This window comes from Faecalibacterium sp. Marseille-Q3530 (assembly GCF_017377625.1).
Taxonomy (GTDB): Bacteria; Bacillota; Clostridia; order Oscillospirales; family Ruminococcaceae; genus Faecalibacterium; species Faecalibacterium prausnitzii_E.
The window spans coordinates 1-15269 of record NZ_JAFREH010000020.1 but is presented as its reverse complement, the minus strand read 5'-3'; the positions used below and the strand labels follow the sequence as shown (position 1 = coordinate 15269).

General features: G+C 62.0%; 14 protein-coding genes. 8 read left to right on the top strand and 6 right to left on the bottom strand.

Features of this window, described 5'->3' with window-relative positions:
* Positions 1–258: 258 nt before the first annotated feature.
* Entirely contained in the window at positions 259–1914 is a 1656-nt protein-coding gene (locus tag J3350_RS12825) for a putative manganese-dependent inorganic diphosphatase (RefSeq protein WP_207686895.1), read from the bottom strand.
* 220 nt (positions 1915–2134) lie between these two features.
* Between J3350_RS12825 and J3350_RS12820 the strand changes: the two genes are divergently transcribed.
* From J3350_RS12820 to J3350_RS12810, 3 genes are all read left to right on the top strand, one after another.
* Complete coding sequence (locus J3350_RS12820) at positions 2135–3490, top strand: MATE family efflux transporter (protein ID WP_097791301.1); 1356 nt, start codon at positions 2135–2137, stop codon at positions 3488–3490.
* Between the two features lie 83 nt (positions 3491–3573).
* Positions 3574–4320, top strand: a complete 747-nt coding sequence (locus J3350_RS12815; RefSeq protein ID WP_207686894.1) for a hypothetical protein — start codon at positions 3574–3576, stop codon at positions 4318–4320.
* Positions 4321–4595: 275 nt separating this feature from the next.
* Complete coding sequence (locus tag J3350_RS12810; RefSeq protein ID WP_242700287.1) at positions 4596–5249, top strand: phosphatase PAP2 family protein; 654 nt, start codon at positions 4596–4598, stop codon at positions 5247–5249.
* Between the two features lie 49 nt (positions 5250–5298).
* On the opposite strand, the gene gluQRS is transcribed toward J3350_RS12810, so the two are convergent.
* The 3 genes from gluQRS to J3350_RS12795 form a co-directional block, all read right to left on the bottom strand.
* Positions 5299–6243, bottom strand: coding sequence for a tRNA glutamyl-Q(34) synthetase GluQRS (gene gluQRS / locus J3350_RS12805; RefSeq protein WP_207686893.1), 945 nt, complete (start codon positions 6241–6243; stop codon positions 5299–5301).
* On the bottom strand, positions 6240–7550 hold the full coding sequence (locus J3350_RS12800) for a M18 family aminopeptidase (protein WP_207686892.1): 1311 nt from the start codon (positions 7548–7550) through the stop codon (positions 6240–6242). Before J3350_RS12800 ends, gluQRS begins: the two co-directional genes overlap by 4 nt.
* Positions 7551–7752: 202 nt before the next feature.
* Complete coding sequence (locus tag J3350_RS12795) at positions 7753–9294, bottom strand: PTS transporter subunit EIIC (RefSeq protein ID WP_370569328.1); 1542 nt, start codon at positions 9292–9294, stop codon at positions 7753–7755.
* A gap of 256 nt (positions 9295–9550) precedes the next feature.
* Here J3350_RS12795 and J3350_RS14035 point away from each other — a divergent pair, with 256 nt between their 5' ends.
* Positions 9551–10153, top strand: a complete 603-nt coding sequence (locus tag J3350_RS14035; RefSeq protein WP_242700286.1) for a hypothetical protein — start codon at positions 9551–9553, stop codon at positions 10151–10153.
* 53 nt (positions 10154–10206) lie between these two features.
* On the opposite strand, the gene J3350_RS12785 is transcribed toward J3350_RS14035, so the two are convergent.
* Together J3350_RS12785 and J3350_RS12780 are read right to left on the bottom strand one after the other, a co-directional pair.
* Complete coding sequence (locus tag J3350_RS12785; RefSeq protein ID WP_207686890.1) at positions 10207–11331, bottom strand: DUF362 domain-containing protein; 1125 nt, start codon at positions 11329–11331, stop codon at positions 10207–10209.
* 162 nt (positions 11332–11493) lie between these two features.
* Complete coding sequence (locus J3350_RS12780; RefSeq protein ID WP_097791294.1) at positions 11494–12324, bottom strand: undecaprenyl-diphosphate phosphatase; 831 nt, start codon at positions 12322–12324, stop codon at positions 11494–11496.
* 248 nt (positions 12325–12572) lie between these two features.
* Here J3350_RS12780 and J3350_RS12775 point away from each other — a divergent pair, with 248 nt between their 5' ends.
* The 4 genes from J3350_RS12775 to J3350_RS12760 form a co-directional block, all read left to right on the top strand.
* Positions 12573–12986: a TrkA family potassium uptake protein gene (locus J3350_RS12775; protein WP_207686889.1), complete on the top strand. Its 414-nt coding sequence runs from the start codon at positions 12573–12575 to the stop codon at positions 12984–12986.
* Between the two features lie 62 nt (positions 12987–13048).
* A complete protein-coding gene (locus J3350_RS12770; protein ID WP_207686888.1) occupies positions 13049–13714 on the top strand; it encodes a TrkA family potassium uptake protein in 666 nt (221 codons plus the stop codon).
* Complete coding sequence (locus J3350_RS12765; RefSeq protein ID WP_207686887.1) at positions 13711–14142, top strand: PH domain-containing protein; 432 nt, start codon at positions 13711–13713, stop codon at positions 14140–14142. The genes J3350_RS12770 and J3350_RS12765 overlap by 4 nt, the downstream gene beginning before the upstream one ends.
* Positions 14139–15269: PH domain-containing protein (locus tag J3350_RS12760; RefSeq protein WP_207686886.1), on the top strand; the 1131-nt coding region annotated here is incomplete at its 3' end. The genes J3350_RS12765 and J3350_RS12760, both read left to right, overlap by 4 nt.

Sequence of the window (15269 nt, the reverse complement as noted above, 5' to 3'; positions counted from 1 at the left end):
TTCTTTCGCAAATTTCCGCCTCTATTGTACCACAAAAAACAGGCCCTCTCAACCGGTGGCCGGGCGCATCTTCCGGAAGGATCTGCACACGAGCCGCCGCAGGCTGTGAAAATTCGTCCCGAATTTACACAATTTCACCACGATTTTGTGTTATGCTTCTTATAAAGAAATGGAAAAGGCATCGCAGGCTGAACTCCCACTCAACACAATGCCCCCCGGAATGCAGGCTTCCGGGGGGCTTCGTGTTTATTCGGGGCTTTACAGTTCCTGATATGCGCTCATCATGGCGGGGATGAACTGCTTTTTGCGGCTGACAACGCCGGGCAGGGTCCAGCTGCCGTCTTCGGCGGGCTGGGTCTCAAAGCCGTCTGACAGCACCTCGGCGGCATAGCGGCCTTCGCAGATGACGACGCTCTCCTCCTTGGGCACATCGGTCAGCAGCATATAGATATCCTCCACATTCTGCTTGTTGCGGGCCTCTTCGAGGTAGGGTTTGAGCAATTTTTCGGCGGCCAGCAGGTTCTTGCGGGTCATGTAGCTGCCCTGCGCCACGCCGAAGCGGATATCGCCGCACATGAAGACCTTGAAGTCCTGCAAAAAGACCTCTTCGGGGGTCTTGCCGTCCAGTTTTTCACCGGCTTCGAACATTTCGGTGGAAAACTCGTCGATGTCCACACCGGCGATCTGGGCCAGACGCTTGGCCGCCGCCACATCCACCGGGGTGCAGGTGGGGCTGCGGAAGACCAGCGTATCCGACAGGATGGCCGCCAGCAGCAGACCGGCGGTCTGGGCCGGGATCTCCACGCCGTTCTCGTCGTACATCTGGGTGATGATGGTGGCGGTGCAGCCCACCGGCTGATTGCGGAAGTAGACCGGGCCGCTGGTCTCCAGACTGCCGATGCGGTGGTGGTCGATGATCTCCAGGATCTCCGCCTGGTCAAAGCCCTCCACGGCCTGGGTGGCCTCGTTGTGGTCCACCAGGATGATGCGGCGCTTGCGCAGGGCGATGATGTTGCGGCGGCTGACCATGCCGCAGTATTTGCCCTCTTCATCGAGGATGGGGAAATAGCGGTGGCGCACCTTGGCCATGACGCGCATGACATCCGCCACCGGCGTGACGAGGGTGAACTTCAGGATGTCTTCGCGGGTCATATAATAGGAGATGGGGGCGCACTGGCTGATGAGCTTGCCGGCCGCGTAGGTATCGTAGGGGGTCGTCATGATGGCGACGCCCATTTCGTCGGCGATGCGCTGGATGGTGTGGCCCACCTTGGAGCCGTTGCAGATGATGAGGAGGGAGGCCTCCTTCTCAATGGCGCACAGCTGGCTCTCGTACCGGTTGGTCAGGATGACGATGTCGCCCTTTTCCACACTGCTTTCCAGCATTTCGGGAGTAGCGGTGCCGATCTTGATGTGGCCGGTGGTACAGACAGCGTTCTCATCGCCCACCACCATGGTGCCGCCCAGCGTTTCGAGGATGTTCCGGAAGCTGGTCTGGCTCTTGGCCAGAACGCCGGTATCGAAGACGTCCATGTTGGCGGTCGCAATGTCCTTGACCGTGATGATGCCCTCCAGATCGTTTTCCGCGCTGGTGATGGGCAGGGTGTCGATCTTCTGGTCGCGCATGATCTCCCACGCACGGCGCAGGCTGGTGGCACCGGGGATGCCGGGCATCTCGCGGTAATCCACATCCCGGATCTTCGGGTTGACGTCGGTGCACATGCGGGGCGGGGTCACGCCGAACTTTTTCAGGACGAACTCGGTCTCCTGGTTCATCCGGCCCGCGCGGCGCGCCTCGCAGACAAGGTCGCTGGTCTTGTTTTTCAGTTCCGCATACGCAATGGCGGAGCAGATGGAGTCGGTGTCCGGGTTGCGATGCCCGATGACCACGACTTTATGGGCTGCCTTTGGCATAATCTTTCCTCTCTCTATGGAATCGTTCATTCATTTACCTTCTTCTGTGCTGCTCACAGAAGTCCGGTTTCATTCTATCACATCCCACCGCAGGGGTAAAGGGAACCGACGGCACTTTGTTTCTTAAAATTTTGCGAGGTTCTTGGATACAACATCTTGATTTTCCTGTGATTCCGCGTTATGCTTAGTTCTGTGACATCCCAGAGCAAGAGGAGGAACTATGACAACCACAACAACCAAGCCGCTGTTTACCCGCAAACAGCTCATTGCCCTGCTGCTGCCGCTGATCGCCGAGCAGGCGCTCAGCGTGACCATCGGTCTGGCCGATACCCTGATGGTCTCTTCGGTCGGCGAAGCGGCCGTGTCGGGCGTCAGCCTGGTGGACTCGTTCAACGTGCTGATGATCCAGCTGCTCAGCGCGCTTGCCACCGGCGGTGCCGTCGTCGCCAGCCAGTACATCGGCCACCGGGAGCCGAAGAACGCCAAGGCCGCCGCCGCCCAGATCCTGTTCATCATGATCTCGCTCAGCGTCGTGGTCGCCGCCGTGGTGGCGGTGGGGCGGCACGGCATCCTGCGGGGCATCTTCGGCTCCATTGACGCCGACGTCATGCGCTATGCCGAGACGTATTTCCTGCTCTCGGCGCTGAGCTATCCCTTCATCGGTGTATACAACGCCGGAGCGGCGCTCTTCCGCGCACAGGGCAACAGCAAGATCAGCATGCTGTCCAGTCTGGTGATGAACGTGGTGAACATCGGCGGCAACGCCGTGCTCATCTTCTACTTTAAGATGGGTGTCATGGGTGCCGCGCTGGCCAGCCTTGTCTCCCGGATGATCGCCTGCTTTGCAGTCATCTACCTGCTGGAAAAGCCCGGCTGCCTGCTCCGCATCGAGCACCTGACCGATCTGAAGCCCGACCTGCCCCTCATCCGCCGCATCCTGCGGGTGGGTATCCCGGCCGGCATCGAGAACGGCATGTTCCAGATCGGCAAGTTGTCGGTCTCCAGCCTGACGTCCACCCTCGGCACCTCGGCCATTGCTGCCAACGCCGTGGCGGGCAACATCACCACCTTCCTGAATGTTCCGGCCAATGCGGTCGGCATGGCGGTGCTCACCGTCATCGGCCAGTGCCTGGGTGCAGGCGAAAAAGAGCAGGCCAAACACTACGCCCGCCGCTTCCTGCTGGTGGCCTATGCAGGTGCCTGGATCATGAACCTGTCGGCCTTCTTCTTCCTGAACCGGATCACCCTGTCCTGGTTCAACCTCTCCCCGGAGTCCAACGCCATGGCGCTGCAGGTGATGGTCTGGTTCAACATCATCTCGCTGTTCATCTGGCCGTCCAGCTTCACCCTGCCCAACATCCTCCGCGCCGCCGGCGACGCCACCTTCACGATGACGGTCAGCGTCTTCTCCATGTGGGTGTTCCGGGTGGGCTTCTGCTACCTGATGGTCCTGGGCCTGCATCAGGGCAATCTGCTCAGCATCTGGGGCGGCATGTTCCTGGACTGGCTGTTCCGCTCCCTCTTCTTTGCCATCCGCTTCTTCAAGGGGAGCTGGCTGGAAAAGAAAGTCATCTGAGCCTGCGCTTCCGGATTGCTTTCCTGCCCGAAAACGTGTAGAATAGGAAGCAGGAAACGATTGGATGAAAAGGAGGCGCTCTGATGAAACATTCTCTGACCGCACTTTTGCTCACGTTGGCACTGTTCTGCTGCCTGCTGACCGGCTGCGGCCCGACGCCCGATGTTCCGGGCGGCAGCGAAGGCGGCAACGGCTCTTCTTCGGGCAGCACCAACTCCGGCACCGAACCCGATGACGCAAACGGCACCAACTCCGCCCGGCTGCAGCCCTCGGTCTCGATGACCTCGGTGGTCCAGCCGGGTGCGCAGGAAAGCACCTACACTGCAAACTACCGATTCACCATCACCAACCCTAATACGGCCTACAGCGTCAAGGTGCGTCTGGGCCTGACTCTGACCAGTGCTGCCGGGGAGAAACGAACGGACTTCACATTTTCTCCGGTCATCGCACCCGGCGATACCGTCTGCTTCATGTACACAAAAAGCTACACTGGTTTCCACCCCACGGGCTACTCACTGACCTCTTCCACGGATTATCTGACCCCGGAACAGGTCGTGCGGACCAGCGATCTGCTCATCCTGAAGCCGACTGAGACCAAGAACTCCAAAGTCGATTATAATACCTTCTCCGGTGCGGTGAACAACACCAGCCGTTACGCCACAAAAGTGAAGGTCTCTCTCTTCCTGAAAAAGAACGGCCATCTCGTCTCGGTCGATGCGCCGACTCTTTTGCTGAGCATCCCTGCCGGTGGAACTGCCACATACAGCATCCTGCACTACAAGGATGCCGCCTATGACGACTACGAAGTGACCGCGACCCCTTGGAACTGACGGATTCCCCGAACGCCAGCCGCGCAAGCGGCTGGTTTTTTTGTACCCTTTTGCAGGAAAATCCGTTTCTGGATCGTATTCCTTTCAGAGAGGGCGGTTCCGGAGCCGTTCTCTCTCCCCCGAATTTCCCATGTCGCACAAATTTTTCACAGATATTTTAGAGAAGTTGTCCTGTTTAGGGCTTGTTTTTGCACGATGACCGGCGTATAATGATACGCTGCTAAGAACTTTAAGAAGGCTCTGCCTTCCAACTCCAAACAAAGGAAGTGTGTTCCATGCGAAACTGGTTTTCCCGCCATCCCATCTGGTTCATGGCGTTCTATCTTGTGTTTTATCTCTCGGTGTTCCACTGGCTCGAAGTCAACATCACCGTGCCGGAAGTCTGGGTCCACTGCCATCTGGATGACCTCATCCCCTTCTGCAAGTATGCCGTCATCCCCTATCTGGCGTGGTTCATCTGGATCCCGTTCACCCTGTTCTATCTGCTGTGGAAGGCCCCGCGCGCGGACTTCTGGCGGCTCTGCCTGCCGCTCTTTGCGGGCATGACCATCGCGCTGGCGGTCTATGTCATCCTCCCCAACGGGCTGGACCTCCGCCCCTACCGCGTCTACGGTTCGGACATCTTCGCCCGGATCGTCCGTCAGCTCTACTCCACCGACACTGCCACCAATGTCTGCCCGTCCATCCATGTCTTCAACTCGGTCACTCTGATGATGGCCTACTACCGCAGCCGCATCTTTGAAGAGCCCCGCCGCCGCTGGATGCGCCCGGCGTCTGCGGTGCTGTGCCTGTCCATCATCGCCTCCACCGTGCTGCTCAAACAGCACAGCTGCATCGATGTGGTCATGGGCATCCTGCTGGCCATGGTAGTGGACAGCGCCGCCTCCTCGCTGGAGCGGAGCGAGTCCCGCATTTTGCAGAATCCCTGAGCTTCATACAGCAAAAAAGCACCTGCGCCGCAGGTGCTTTTTTTGCTGCTTAAAACAATCCTTCCGGCAGGCAGATGTCGTGCCGGGGGACTTTTTCCCATGAAAAGTCTGCCACGAGGCTCTCCGGTGTGCGGGGGGCAGGTTCTTCCTGCAAGCCGTAGACGTAGGCCAGTTTTCCCACGATCTCTTCGGCGGTGTATTTTGCCCGGAGGTTCTCCAGACTCTGGTCGCCGTCCCGCTTGGACAGCCGCCGCCCATCCGGGGCCAGCAGCAGCGGGCAGTGGGCAAACTGCGGGGCCGTCAGGCCCAGCAGACGGTACAGATAGAGCTGCCGCGCCGTGGAGGAGAGCAGGTCTGCCCCACGCACGACTTCGGTGACGCCCATCCGGGCATCGTCCACGACGACGGCCAGCTGGTAGGCGAAGACGCCGTCTGCCCGGCGAAGGTAGAAGTCGCCGCAGTCCCACAGCAGGTTCTCGCTGTGGAGGCCCATGCAGCCATCCCGGAAGGTGATGACCTCATCGGGCACTCTGAGCCGGTAGGCCGGTGCCTTGACCCGGCGCTTTTCCGCGATCTGGGCAGGCGTCAGATCCCGGCAGGTGCCGGGGTAGACGACGTTGCCGTCCGAGGTGTGGGGCGCACTGGCCGCATGGAGCTGTGCGCGGGAGCAGAAGCAGGGGTAGACCAGCCCCTGCGCTTCGAGCATCTGATACGCGCGGGTGTAGATCTCTGCGCATTCGCTCTGGTAATAGGGGCCGTGGGGGCCGCCCCGGCTCCCGCCCTCGTCCCAGACGAGGCCCAGCCAGGCCAGGTCTTCTTCCAGCAGGTCTGCGTATTTCCGGGGGCAGCGCTCTGCGTCCAGATCCTCGATGCGGAGGACGATGCGCCCGCCCGCATGTCTGGCGCTCAGCCAGGCCAGCAGGCTGCACGCAAGGTTGCCCAGATGCAGCCGCCCGCTGGGGCTGGGGGCAAACCGCCCGACGACCGGGCTCACAGGCCCAGCTTCCACTCGCCATCCTTCGGCTGAGAGATGGGGGTGTTATAGAATTCGGCCACGGCCTTGGCCATGTACTCGGCGTCGATGCAGCTGGCGGTCTCCATGGAAGAGTGCATCGCCAGCTGGGCCAGACCGATGTCCACCATCGGGATCAAAATCTGGTGGCCCAGCAGGTTGCCCAGCGTGGAGCCGCCGGGAACATCGGCGCGGTTGGACGCGAACTGCACCGGCACACCGGCCTTCTGGCAGATGGCGCTGAAGGCCGCACCGGTCAGGCCGCTGGTGGTGTAGGTCTGGCGGGCGTTGGATTTCAGCAGGACGCCGCCGCCCAGCGTGACCGGATGGGCGGGGTCGCTCTTTTCGGGGTGGTTGGGATGGGTGGCGTGGCCGTTGTCGGCGCTCAGCAGCAGGCTGTTGGTGCAGGCACGGATGCTCTGCTCACGGGTGACGCCCAGCTTTTCTTCGATGCGGGCCAGCACATCGGCCATGAGGGTGCCCTGTGCGCCCTGACGGCTGGAAGAACCGACCTCTTCGTTGTCGAACATGACCCAGATGTCGCCGCGGCCTTCCTCTTCGCCGCGGCCCTGCAAAAAGCCCCACAGAGTGGTGTAGGCACACTCCAGGTCGTCGATGCGGCCGGACATGAAATACTCGCCCTTCAGGCCCACGCGCACGGCCTGCTCGCAGGTGCAGAGCATGAGGTCGCTGTCGAGGATGTCTTCGGCCCGGACGCCGGCCTCTTCGGCCAGCACCTGCCGCAGGGTGGTGCCCGCCGCGCCGAAGATGGGCTGCAGATCGACCTGCGGGTTGTAGTTCTTCCCCTTGTTGACCTCGTGGTCAAAGTGGATGCAAAGGTTCGGGATGCAGGCCAGCGCACGGTCCGGATGGACGAGAATGCTCTTCACGCCGTTCTCCGTCCGGACAAGGATGCGGCCCGCCACGCTCAGGGGACGGTCCAGCCAGGTGGGCATGATCATGCCGCCGTAGCCCTCGGTCTCGGCGCGGGCAAACACGGCGTCCTTGCCGCCGTCCAGCTCCTTGATCTTCCAGGTGGGGGAATCGCTGTGGCTGGCCGTGACATGCCAGCCGGTCAGCTCCCCTTTGGGCATCCGCCAGGCCAGCACTGCCGAACCGTTGCGGGTGGTGTAGTATTTTCCGCCGGGCACCAGCTCCCAGGCTGCGCTTTCGGGGCGCTCCTCATAGCCGTTGGCCTCCAGAATGGCCGCTGCTGCGGCGGCAGAGTGAAAGGCGCTGACGCCTTTGTTCAAAAAATCAAACAGACCCTCTAATTCAAACTTCTGCATCTTGGGTTCTCCTTCTGTTTCTTTTATTCCCAACCTCTCAGCCGAGCCTTCGGCCCGCCAGCTCCCCTAACAGGGGAGCCTCTGGCGTATCCAGCAAGTTTCATCCGACTGCCAATGCCTCCCCTATCAGGGGAGGTGGCATCGCGCAGCGATGACGGAGAGGTTCGTTCCAATTATATCCCTTGCATTTCCAAAAAGCAACTCAGACCGCCGCACACTGTTCCAGCTCCCGGTCCACGGCCCGGCGCACCTGTGCTGCCTGCAAACCGCAGACCAGCTGCAAATAGGGGCCGTCCTGCACCAGCCCTTTATGGGGCATGGCCAGCAGCGCCGCCGTATCCAGCCGGTCGGGATCTTTCACGGTGATGCGCAGCCGGGTGAAGCAGTTGTCCACCGTGCAGATGTTCCCCGGCCCGCCCAGCGCCGCCAAAAGCCGCCGGATGCCTTCCGGGTCGATCTGCCGCGCGGCTGTTTCCCGCTCCGGTGCCCGGCCGGGCGTGGGCAGGTCGAACACACGGATGATGGCCGAAAAGACCACCGCATAGGTCAGGATCTCCAGAACGCCCAGCAGGTAGAGCAGTGGGACGCGATGCATCTGCTGCGGGGCGGCACTCAGGTTGAACACCAGCGAACCCAGCAGGTTGGAGGTGAACGCCCGGACCTGCAGCGCATTCAGCAGGACCATGAAGCCGCCTGCAAGGGCCGCATGGAGCACCCACAGCACCGGCGAGACGAAGCAGAACAGGAAATCGACCGGTTCGGTGATGGACGCCAGCGATGCCGTGACCGCCAGCGGCAGGATGGCCGCAGCTGTGCGCTTCCGGCGCTCCTTTTTGGCAGTGAGGATGAACGCCGCCGCGATGCCCAGATAGCCGAACGTTTTGGTGAAGCCGGTGTACATCCAGACGACGTCATCGGTCAGGGGCAGGCCGTAGGAGTATTCCGCCATCGTGACCATATAGGCTCCCGTGTAGGTCACCGAACCCACAGTCATGGAACCACCCAGCGCCGAGAACTGGAACGGCATATAGATGAGATGGTGCAGGCCGGTGGGGATGAGCAGCCGTTCGAGGAAGCCATACAGAAAAATGCCCACATGGCCCGAAGCTGCGATCCAGCCCGTCATGGCGCGGATGCCCTCCTGCAGGGGCGGCCAGACAAAGCAGACCGCCATCCCGAACGCCGCCGCAAAAGCCGCGATGCACAGGAACGACCACCGCAGACCCGAATACACCTGCGTGACAAGCCCGGTGAACTGCGTTTCGCAGGTGTGGTCAAAGATCTTCGCGGCGGCAAAGCCCAGCAGGATGCCGCCCGCCACACCGGTGTCCATGACCTGGATGCCCAGGATGCTCGTCTGACCCGTGGCGGCAAGGCCGGTCAGGCCGTCGGCCTCGGCCAGGCGGCCCAGGATCTCCAGCGTCGTGTGGTTGGCCGTCAGGAAGACGAGATAGGCCATGAGGGCCAGCAGTGCGGCCTCCTGCTTTTCGGTGCGGGTGCGCGCAGCGGCGATGCCCACGCAGAGGAAGATGCTGAGGTTGTTGACGATCACCATCATGCTGTTGTACAGCAGCCCGCCCGCAAGGCGGATCGGCGTCCAGTTCAGCACCGGGAGCAGCTGGCGCAGCGGGCTGCTGGTGAGCAGTGCCCCCACCACCAGCAGCAGGCCCGCCGCCGTCAGATAAGACAGCGGGTCCAGAAGCGCCTGCGAGACTCCTTCGAGCTTTTGCAGGAATTTCTGCACTTGTTTGTCCTCCTTTCCGGCATAGCGCACCGGCCAGCCCATTTTATTTTACGAATGAATTATACGAGACAGCGCAAAAATTGTCAATCCTGCCCGAAGGCAAAAATTACTGTCAAAGTTTGTACAATTTGCACAGGGCGGGTTGAAATTCGTCCTGCACACGACAATTGACAACCGCGCAGCGGAACAGTATACTAGAACTGTACCCAGAGCTCCCCCGGCTTTGACCGGGAACCGATAAAAGGAGGAACACGCTATGATCCGCAACCGTATCCTTTCCCTGCTGGTGTGTGCAGCCCTGCTCGCCTGCCTGCTGGCCGGATGCAGCACTTCGTCCGGAACCGACGGCAGCGAGGCCGCTTCGTCGTCCAGCTCCGCTGCGTCCAGCGAGAGCATCCCTTCTTCCACGACGCAGGCCAACACCGGCAAGCTGACCCCGAATCTGGATGAGAGCGACAACTCCATCTTCTCCCCCGCCTCCACGCAGGACGCCTTTGCGCCCTGCCTGGGCTGGGGCCCCGGCGTTTCGGGCTGCTCGCTGAAGTCGGTCATCGCGGCGGATTCCCTGCTGAGCTGGGCCGAGAACGGCAATCTGGCCATGCAGACCACCGATGTCATTGAAGACGCCTATACCGAGTGGTACGACAGCCTCTCCACCGATGAGCAGGACAGCTTTGCAGACGCCTGGCCCCTCATCAAGGAGGACGCCAACGCCCTGCTGACCGACACGTCCAGCATGACCGGCCGCATCGAGGATGCCGGCCTGAATGCCAAAGAGCTGCCCGACTGCTCGGAAGAGAACTGGCAGGCCCTGCAGGACGTCATCGACGCCCTTGTCCCGGCATCCAGCGAATATTAAGTCCAGCAAACAGAACGAGCCACGGCGTTTCGCCGTGGCTCGTTTGCGTTATCTCAGACTTTTTTCAGGGTGTACCGGCGGGTGCCCATGCCGATCTTTTCGGCCTGTTCCAGCGTTGCCTTCCACTCGATGTTCGGGTTGGAGTCCTTGAAGTTATCGTGGTGGCAGTTCCAGCCCGGCTTTGCAAGGTTCTGGCCCAGCTGGCTGTTGGGCAGCGGCGCAGCGGCAAGGCAGGCATCTGCGCAGGCCTGGTCCAGCGCCACCGGGTCAAACGAGGCGAACATGCCGATATCCGGCAGGATGGGCGCATCGTTCTCGCAGTGGCAGTCGCAGTTGGGGCTGATGTCCTGCACAAGGCTGATGTGGAAGGTCGGGCGGTCATAGCAGACTGCGGCAGCGTATTCGGCCATCTTGCGGTCCAGCATCTCATTGGCGCTGTCGCACTGGGAATAGATGGCATCGAAGTTGCAGGCACCAATGCAGCGGCCGCAGCCCTTGCACTTGTCCTGGTCGATGACAGCCTTGTTCTGCTCGTTGTATACAATGGCGTCGGAACCGCACTCCTTGGCGCAGCGGTGGCAGCCGCGGCACAGGCTCTCCTGCACGGCCGGGTGGCCGGAAGCATGCTGCTCCATCTTGCCCGCGCGGGAGCCGCAGCCCATGCCGATGTTCTTGATGGTACCGCCGAAGCCGGTGGACTCGTGGCCCTTGAAGTGGGTCAGGCTGATGAAGACGTCCGCATCCATGATGGCGCGGCCGATCTTGGCCGTCTTGCAGTATTCGCCGTTGGGCACCGGCACCTCGACTTCATCGGTGCCGCGCAGGCCGTCGCCGATAAGGATCTGACAGCCGGTGGTCATGGGCCAGAAGCCGTTCTCCTGCGCACAGGCCAGATGCTCCAGCGCATTCTTGCGGCTGCCCGGATACAGCGTGTTACAGTCGGTCAGGAAGGGCAGACCGCCCTGCTCCCGGCACAGGTCTGCCACCACCTTGGCGTAGTTGGGGCGGAGGAACGCCAGGTTGCCCAGCTCGCCAAAGTGCATCTTGATGGCAACGAACCTGCCGTCCATGTCGATGGTTTTGATGCCCGCCGCAAGGCACAGGCGGCGCAGCTTTTCCGTCAGGCTGGTGCCCACCGGACAGCGGAAATCCGTAAAGTAAACAGTCGATCCTTCCATTGCAGTCTCCTCTTGTTTTGGTTGAATCCTGCGGCGCTTCCCCGCCGCCGGGATCTCTCTTATGTTTTCAGTATAGCACAGCCGGTGGATGGGTGCAATTCGGTGGACGCAAAATGCCCCGCAGCTGGCAGGCGCACTGCACAGATACGGGGCAGAATTTCTTTATGCAATGGCGCTGACCGCAGCAACGGCCAGGACGATGACGCCCAGAACGATGCGGTACAGGCCGAAGAACTTGAAGTTGTGGCGCTTGACGTAATCCATCAGGAAGCGGATCGCGGCCAGGCTGACCACGAAAGCCACGACGCAGCCCGTGACGAGGACGGCGACCTCCGACCCGGTGATGGCTGCGCCGGAAAGGGCAAACTTGACCACCTTCAGCAGCGAGGCACCTGCCATGACCGGGATGGCCAGATAGAAGGTGAACTCGGCCACGCAAGCGCGGGAGAGGCCCAGCAGCAGGCCGCCCACGATGGTGGCACCGGAGCGGGAGGTGCCGGGGATGATGGCCAGCATCTGCCACACGCCGATGAGGAAGGCTTCCCGGTAGGTGATCTGTTCCAGCTTGGCCACATGGGGCGCGGTGCGGCGGTTCTCCACCACGATGAAGAGGACGCCGTACAGGATCAGCATAGCGGCCACGGTGATGTAATTGTAGAAGTGCGCCTCGAACCAGTCGTCCAGCGGGCTGATGACCAGCACGGGCAGGGTGGCAGCCACCACCTTGAACCAGAGCTGCCAGACTTCCGGCTTGGACGCCACCCGGCCGTGCCGGATGCCGAAGGGCCAGAGCTTGTTCCAGAACAGCACCACCACCGCAAGGATGGCACCCAGCTGGATGACCACGCGGAACATGGACATGAACTCTTCGCTGGCGTTGAAATGGATGAGCTGTTCCACCAGGATCATATGGCCGGTGGACGAGATGGGCAGCCACTCGGTGATGCCCTCCACGATGCCCATCAGGATGGCTTTCAATATTTCAAAAAACATTTGGTTCCTCCTGTGCAGCGCAAAACGATGCGCTGATCGTTTGTCGATTTCAGACTCTCCGTTCAGTATACCATACTATGCGGTCTTCCGCACGGAAATTTTCAAATTTTTACAGTTCCGCCCCGGTGACAGCTTCTCTATTTATCTGTGCCGGGAAATATGCTATACTGGGGGCAGCTCCATTTCCCCTTTGTGGGACCATTTTGACGCAGGATCTTCTGTGTTCTGAAAACAGCGAGGTATCATCCATGAACATTCTTGTCATCGGCTGCGACCAGGTGGGTGCCGCCCTGGTGCGCGACCTGGAACACATCGGCCACGACATTTCCCTGATCGAGAAGGACTCCGAGCAGCTCAAGCGGCTGGACAGCTTCGACGATTACAACTTTGGCGGCACGGCTCTGGTGGGCGACCCCACCGACCCCGACGTCCTCAAGCAGGGCGGCATCGAGAACTGCGACGCCGTGGCTGCCGTCAGCGAGGACGACTCGGTGAACCTGATGGCGGCGCAGATCGCCAAAAGCATCTTCCAGCGCGAAAAGGTCATCTGCCGCGTCTCGGACCCGCATCTGCAAGTGCTCTACCACAAGGTCTATGGGCTGGAGACCATCTGCCCCACCATCCTCACAGAACAGGCCGTGTTCCGGGCACTGGCAAAGTAAGCCCTCTCCGGCCGCCTTGCGGCGGCAAAAAAGATAAACTTTAAGTAATATCGAGGTTTTGTATGAAAGTTTGTATTGCCGGCGGCGGGCGCGTGGGGCGGTATCTGGCCCAGAGCCTGCTGGCCAACCACCATTCCGTTGTCATCATCGAACCGGTGGAAGCGCAGTGCCGGATGCTGGCCGACCAGCTGGACATCCCGGTCATCTGCGGCGATTCCATCAATATGGATACCCTGCGCAGCGCCGACGCGGCCAGCTGCGACGCCTTTGTGGCCGTGACCGGCTCGGATGAGGACAACCTCATCGCCTGCCAGATCGCGAAGCGGGAGTTCGGCGTCGACCGCACCGTGGCCCGTGCCTCCAATCCCAAGAACCGGGAACTGCTCCACACCCTCGGCGTGGACACCGTGGTCTGCGGCACCGACAACCTGAGCCACATTCTGGAGCGGGAGATCGAGACCGACACCATCCGCCAGCTGCTCTCGCTGGGCGGCGGCACGGCCAGCCTGAACGAGATCCTGCTGCCAGAGAACTTCCTCTACGCGGGCAAGGCCATCATGGACATCCCCATCCCCGGCGATGCCATCCTGGTCAGCATCACCCGCGACACCGAGCTCATCATCCCCCACGGCAACACCATTCTGCTGCCATGGGACCGCATCCTGCTCCTGACACAGGATGACACCCTCCACCTGCTGACCGAGGCGTGGGGGCTCAGCGGCAAATGACCGAGCGGGAGCTGCGCCGCACGGCGCTGGTCATCCCGCCCAAGGGCCGGGCGGTGCTTTGCATCTGGGCAGCGGCAGCCGGGCTGTTCCTTGCGCCGTTCGCCTTCTGGCAGAGCATTCCCGCCGGGGCGGTCTTCTGCCTGTTCTGGGCCGTGCTCACGGCCCTGCTGCGGGCGCGGGCCTGCAGCTATGCTGCCGTGCTGGGGGAACACACCCTGACCATCTATGCCGGCATCACCTTTCCGGTGCGGCGGGTGGTGCCCCGCCGGGCCGTGACCGGCGTCCAGCAGTTCCGCTCGCCGCTGCTGCGGCTGGCCGGAGCCACGGTGCTGGTCATCTCGGCTCCCGGCGCACGGGTGCTGGTGCCTGCCGTGCCCGCAGCACAGGCGGCGGCGCTGGCCTGTGCCCTTGCGGAGGACGCCCCATGACCGAACATCGTCTGCACCCCTTTGCCGCCCTGCGGGTCCTCCGCAAAACACTGGTGCTCTATCTGGTGCCGCTCCTCCGCGTGCTGTTTGAGCGCAACTGGGCGGCGCTGCGGGCAGCGCTCCGGCAGGATCTCATCCTCTTTCTGCTGGTCTGTGCGCTGAGCTGGGTCATCCTCCACGCGAGCAGCTGGTCTTTGGATGAAAGCGGCACCTTCTGCCTCCACTGGAAGCTGCTGTTCCGGTTCGACCGGACGGTGCGGGGCGCTTCGCTGGCAGCACTGACCATCGAGCGGCCGTTTTATTACCGGCTGGCCGGGGCCAGCCGGGTGACGCTCTATCCCGTGGGCGAACCGAAACAGCGCACCCTGACCCTCTGCCTCCGCCGGGCCGATGCGCAGCATCTGGCCGACCAGCTGCTCCCCATCGAGGCCCCCAGTCTGCACCGGCCCAAAGGCGGCGAGCGGGCGGCGCTGGGGCTGCTGGGAGCCAACAGCCTTTCCACGCTGGCGCTCTTTCTGCTGGCCATCCGGCAGACGCAGCAGGGCCCGGACCGCTATGAGCTGGCCTTTGCGCAGATCAACTTTCTGGCCGGGCTGGCGGCGCGGTGGCTGCCCGCCGGTGCGGCCTGGCTGCTGGCCTTCTCCGGCTTTCTGCTGGGGCTGAGCCTGCTGCGCAGCTTTGTGCAGACGGTGCACTACGAGGTCTGGCACACCAGCACCCAGATCGGCAGCCGCGGCGGCTGGCTGGACCGGTTCGAGTGCCGGGTGAAGAGCGACCAGATCAGCTTTGCCGACGTCCGCCTTTCCCCCTTTGCCCGGCTGATGCGGCGCTGGCCGGTCTTCGTGACGGCGGGCAGCTGCTCCCCGGAGCTGCCGCTCTTCGTTTACCGTTCCGGGGAGGAAGCGCTCTTCCGGGAGCTTCTGCCCGAATTTCGGATGCCGCCGGATCTTCTGGCCCGGACAGAACAGCGCAGTCTCATCTTTTTTGCTCCCGCCGGAGCACCCTTTGCCCTCTGCGCCCTGCTCACCCTCATCTCCCGCTCTACCCTGCCCGGCCTGACCGTGACCCTGCTGTTCCCCACCCTTTTCTTTGCGGCGGGGCTGGCGGGCGGCGCGATGGGCTACCGG

Coding starts and splice junctions, on each gene's coding strand:
- J3350_RS14035 (WP_242700286.1), top strand. CDS start 9,551: ATGATCCGCAACCGTATCCTTTCCCTGCTGGTGTGTGCAGCCCTGCTC.
- J3350_RS12815 (WP_207686894.1), top strand. CDS start 3,574: ATGAAACATTCTCTGACCGCACTTTTGCTCACGTTGGCACTGTTCTGC.
- J3350_RS12785 (WP_207686890.1), bottom strand. CDS start 11,331: ATGGAAGGATCGACTGTTTACTTTACGGATTTCCGCTGTCCGGTGGGC.
- J3350_RS12810 (WP_242700287.1), top strand. CDS start 4,596: ATGCGAAACTGGTTTTCCCGCCATCCCATCTGGTTCATGGCGTTCTAT.
- J3350_RS12825 (WP_207686895.1), bottom strand. CDS start 1,914: ATGCCAAAGGCAGCCCATAAAGTCGTGGTCATCGGGCATCGCAACCCG.
- J3350_RS12765 (WP_207686887.1), top strand. CDS start 13,711: ATGACCGAGCGGGAGCTGCGCCGCACGGCGCTGGTCATCCCGCCCAAG.
- J3350_RS12780 (WP_097791294.1), bottom strand. CDS start 12,324: ATGTTTTTTGAAATATTGAAAGCCATCCTGATGGGCATCGTGGAGGGC.
- J3350_RS12800 (WP_207686892.1), bottom strand. CDS start 7,550: ATGCAGAAGTTTGAATTAGAGGGTCTGTTTGATTTTTTGAACAAAGGC.
- J3350_RS12770 (WP_207686888.1), top strand. CDS start 13,049: ATGAAAGTTTGTATTGCCGGCGGCGGGCGCGTGGGGCGGTATCTGGCC.
- J3350_RS12820 (WP_097791301.1), top strand. CDS start 2,135: ATGACAACCACAACAACCAAGCCGCTGTTTACCCGCAAACAGCTCATT.
- J3350_RS12775 (WP_207686889.1), top strand. CDS start 12,573: ATGAACATTCTTGTCATCGGCTGCGACCAGGTGGGTGCCGCCCTGGTG.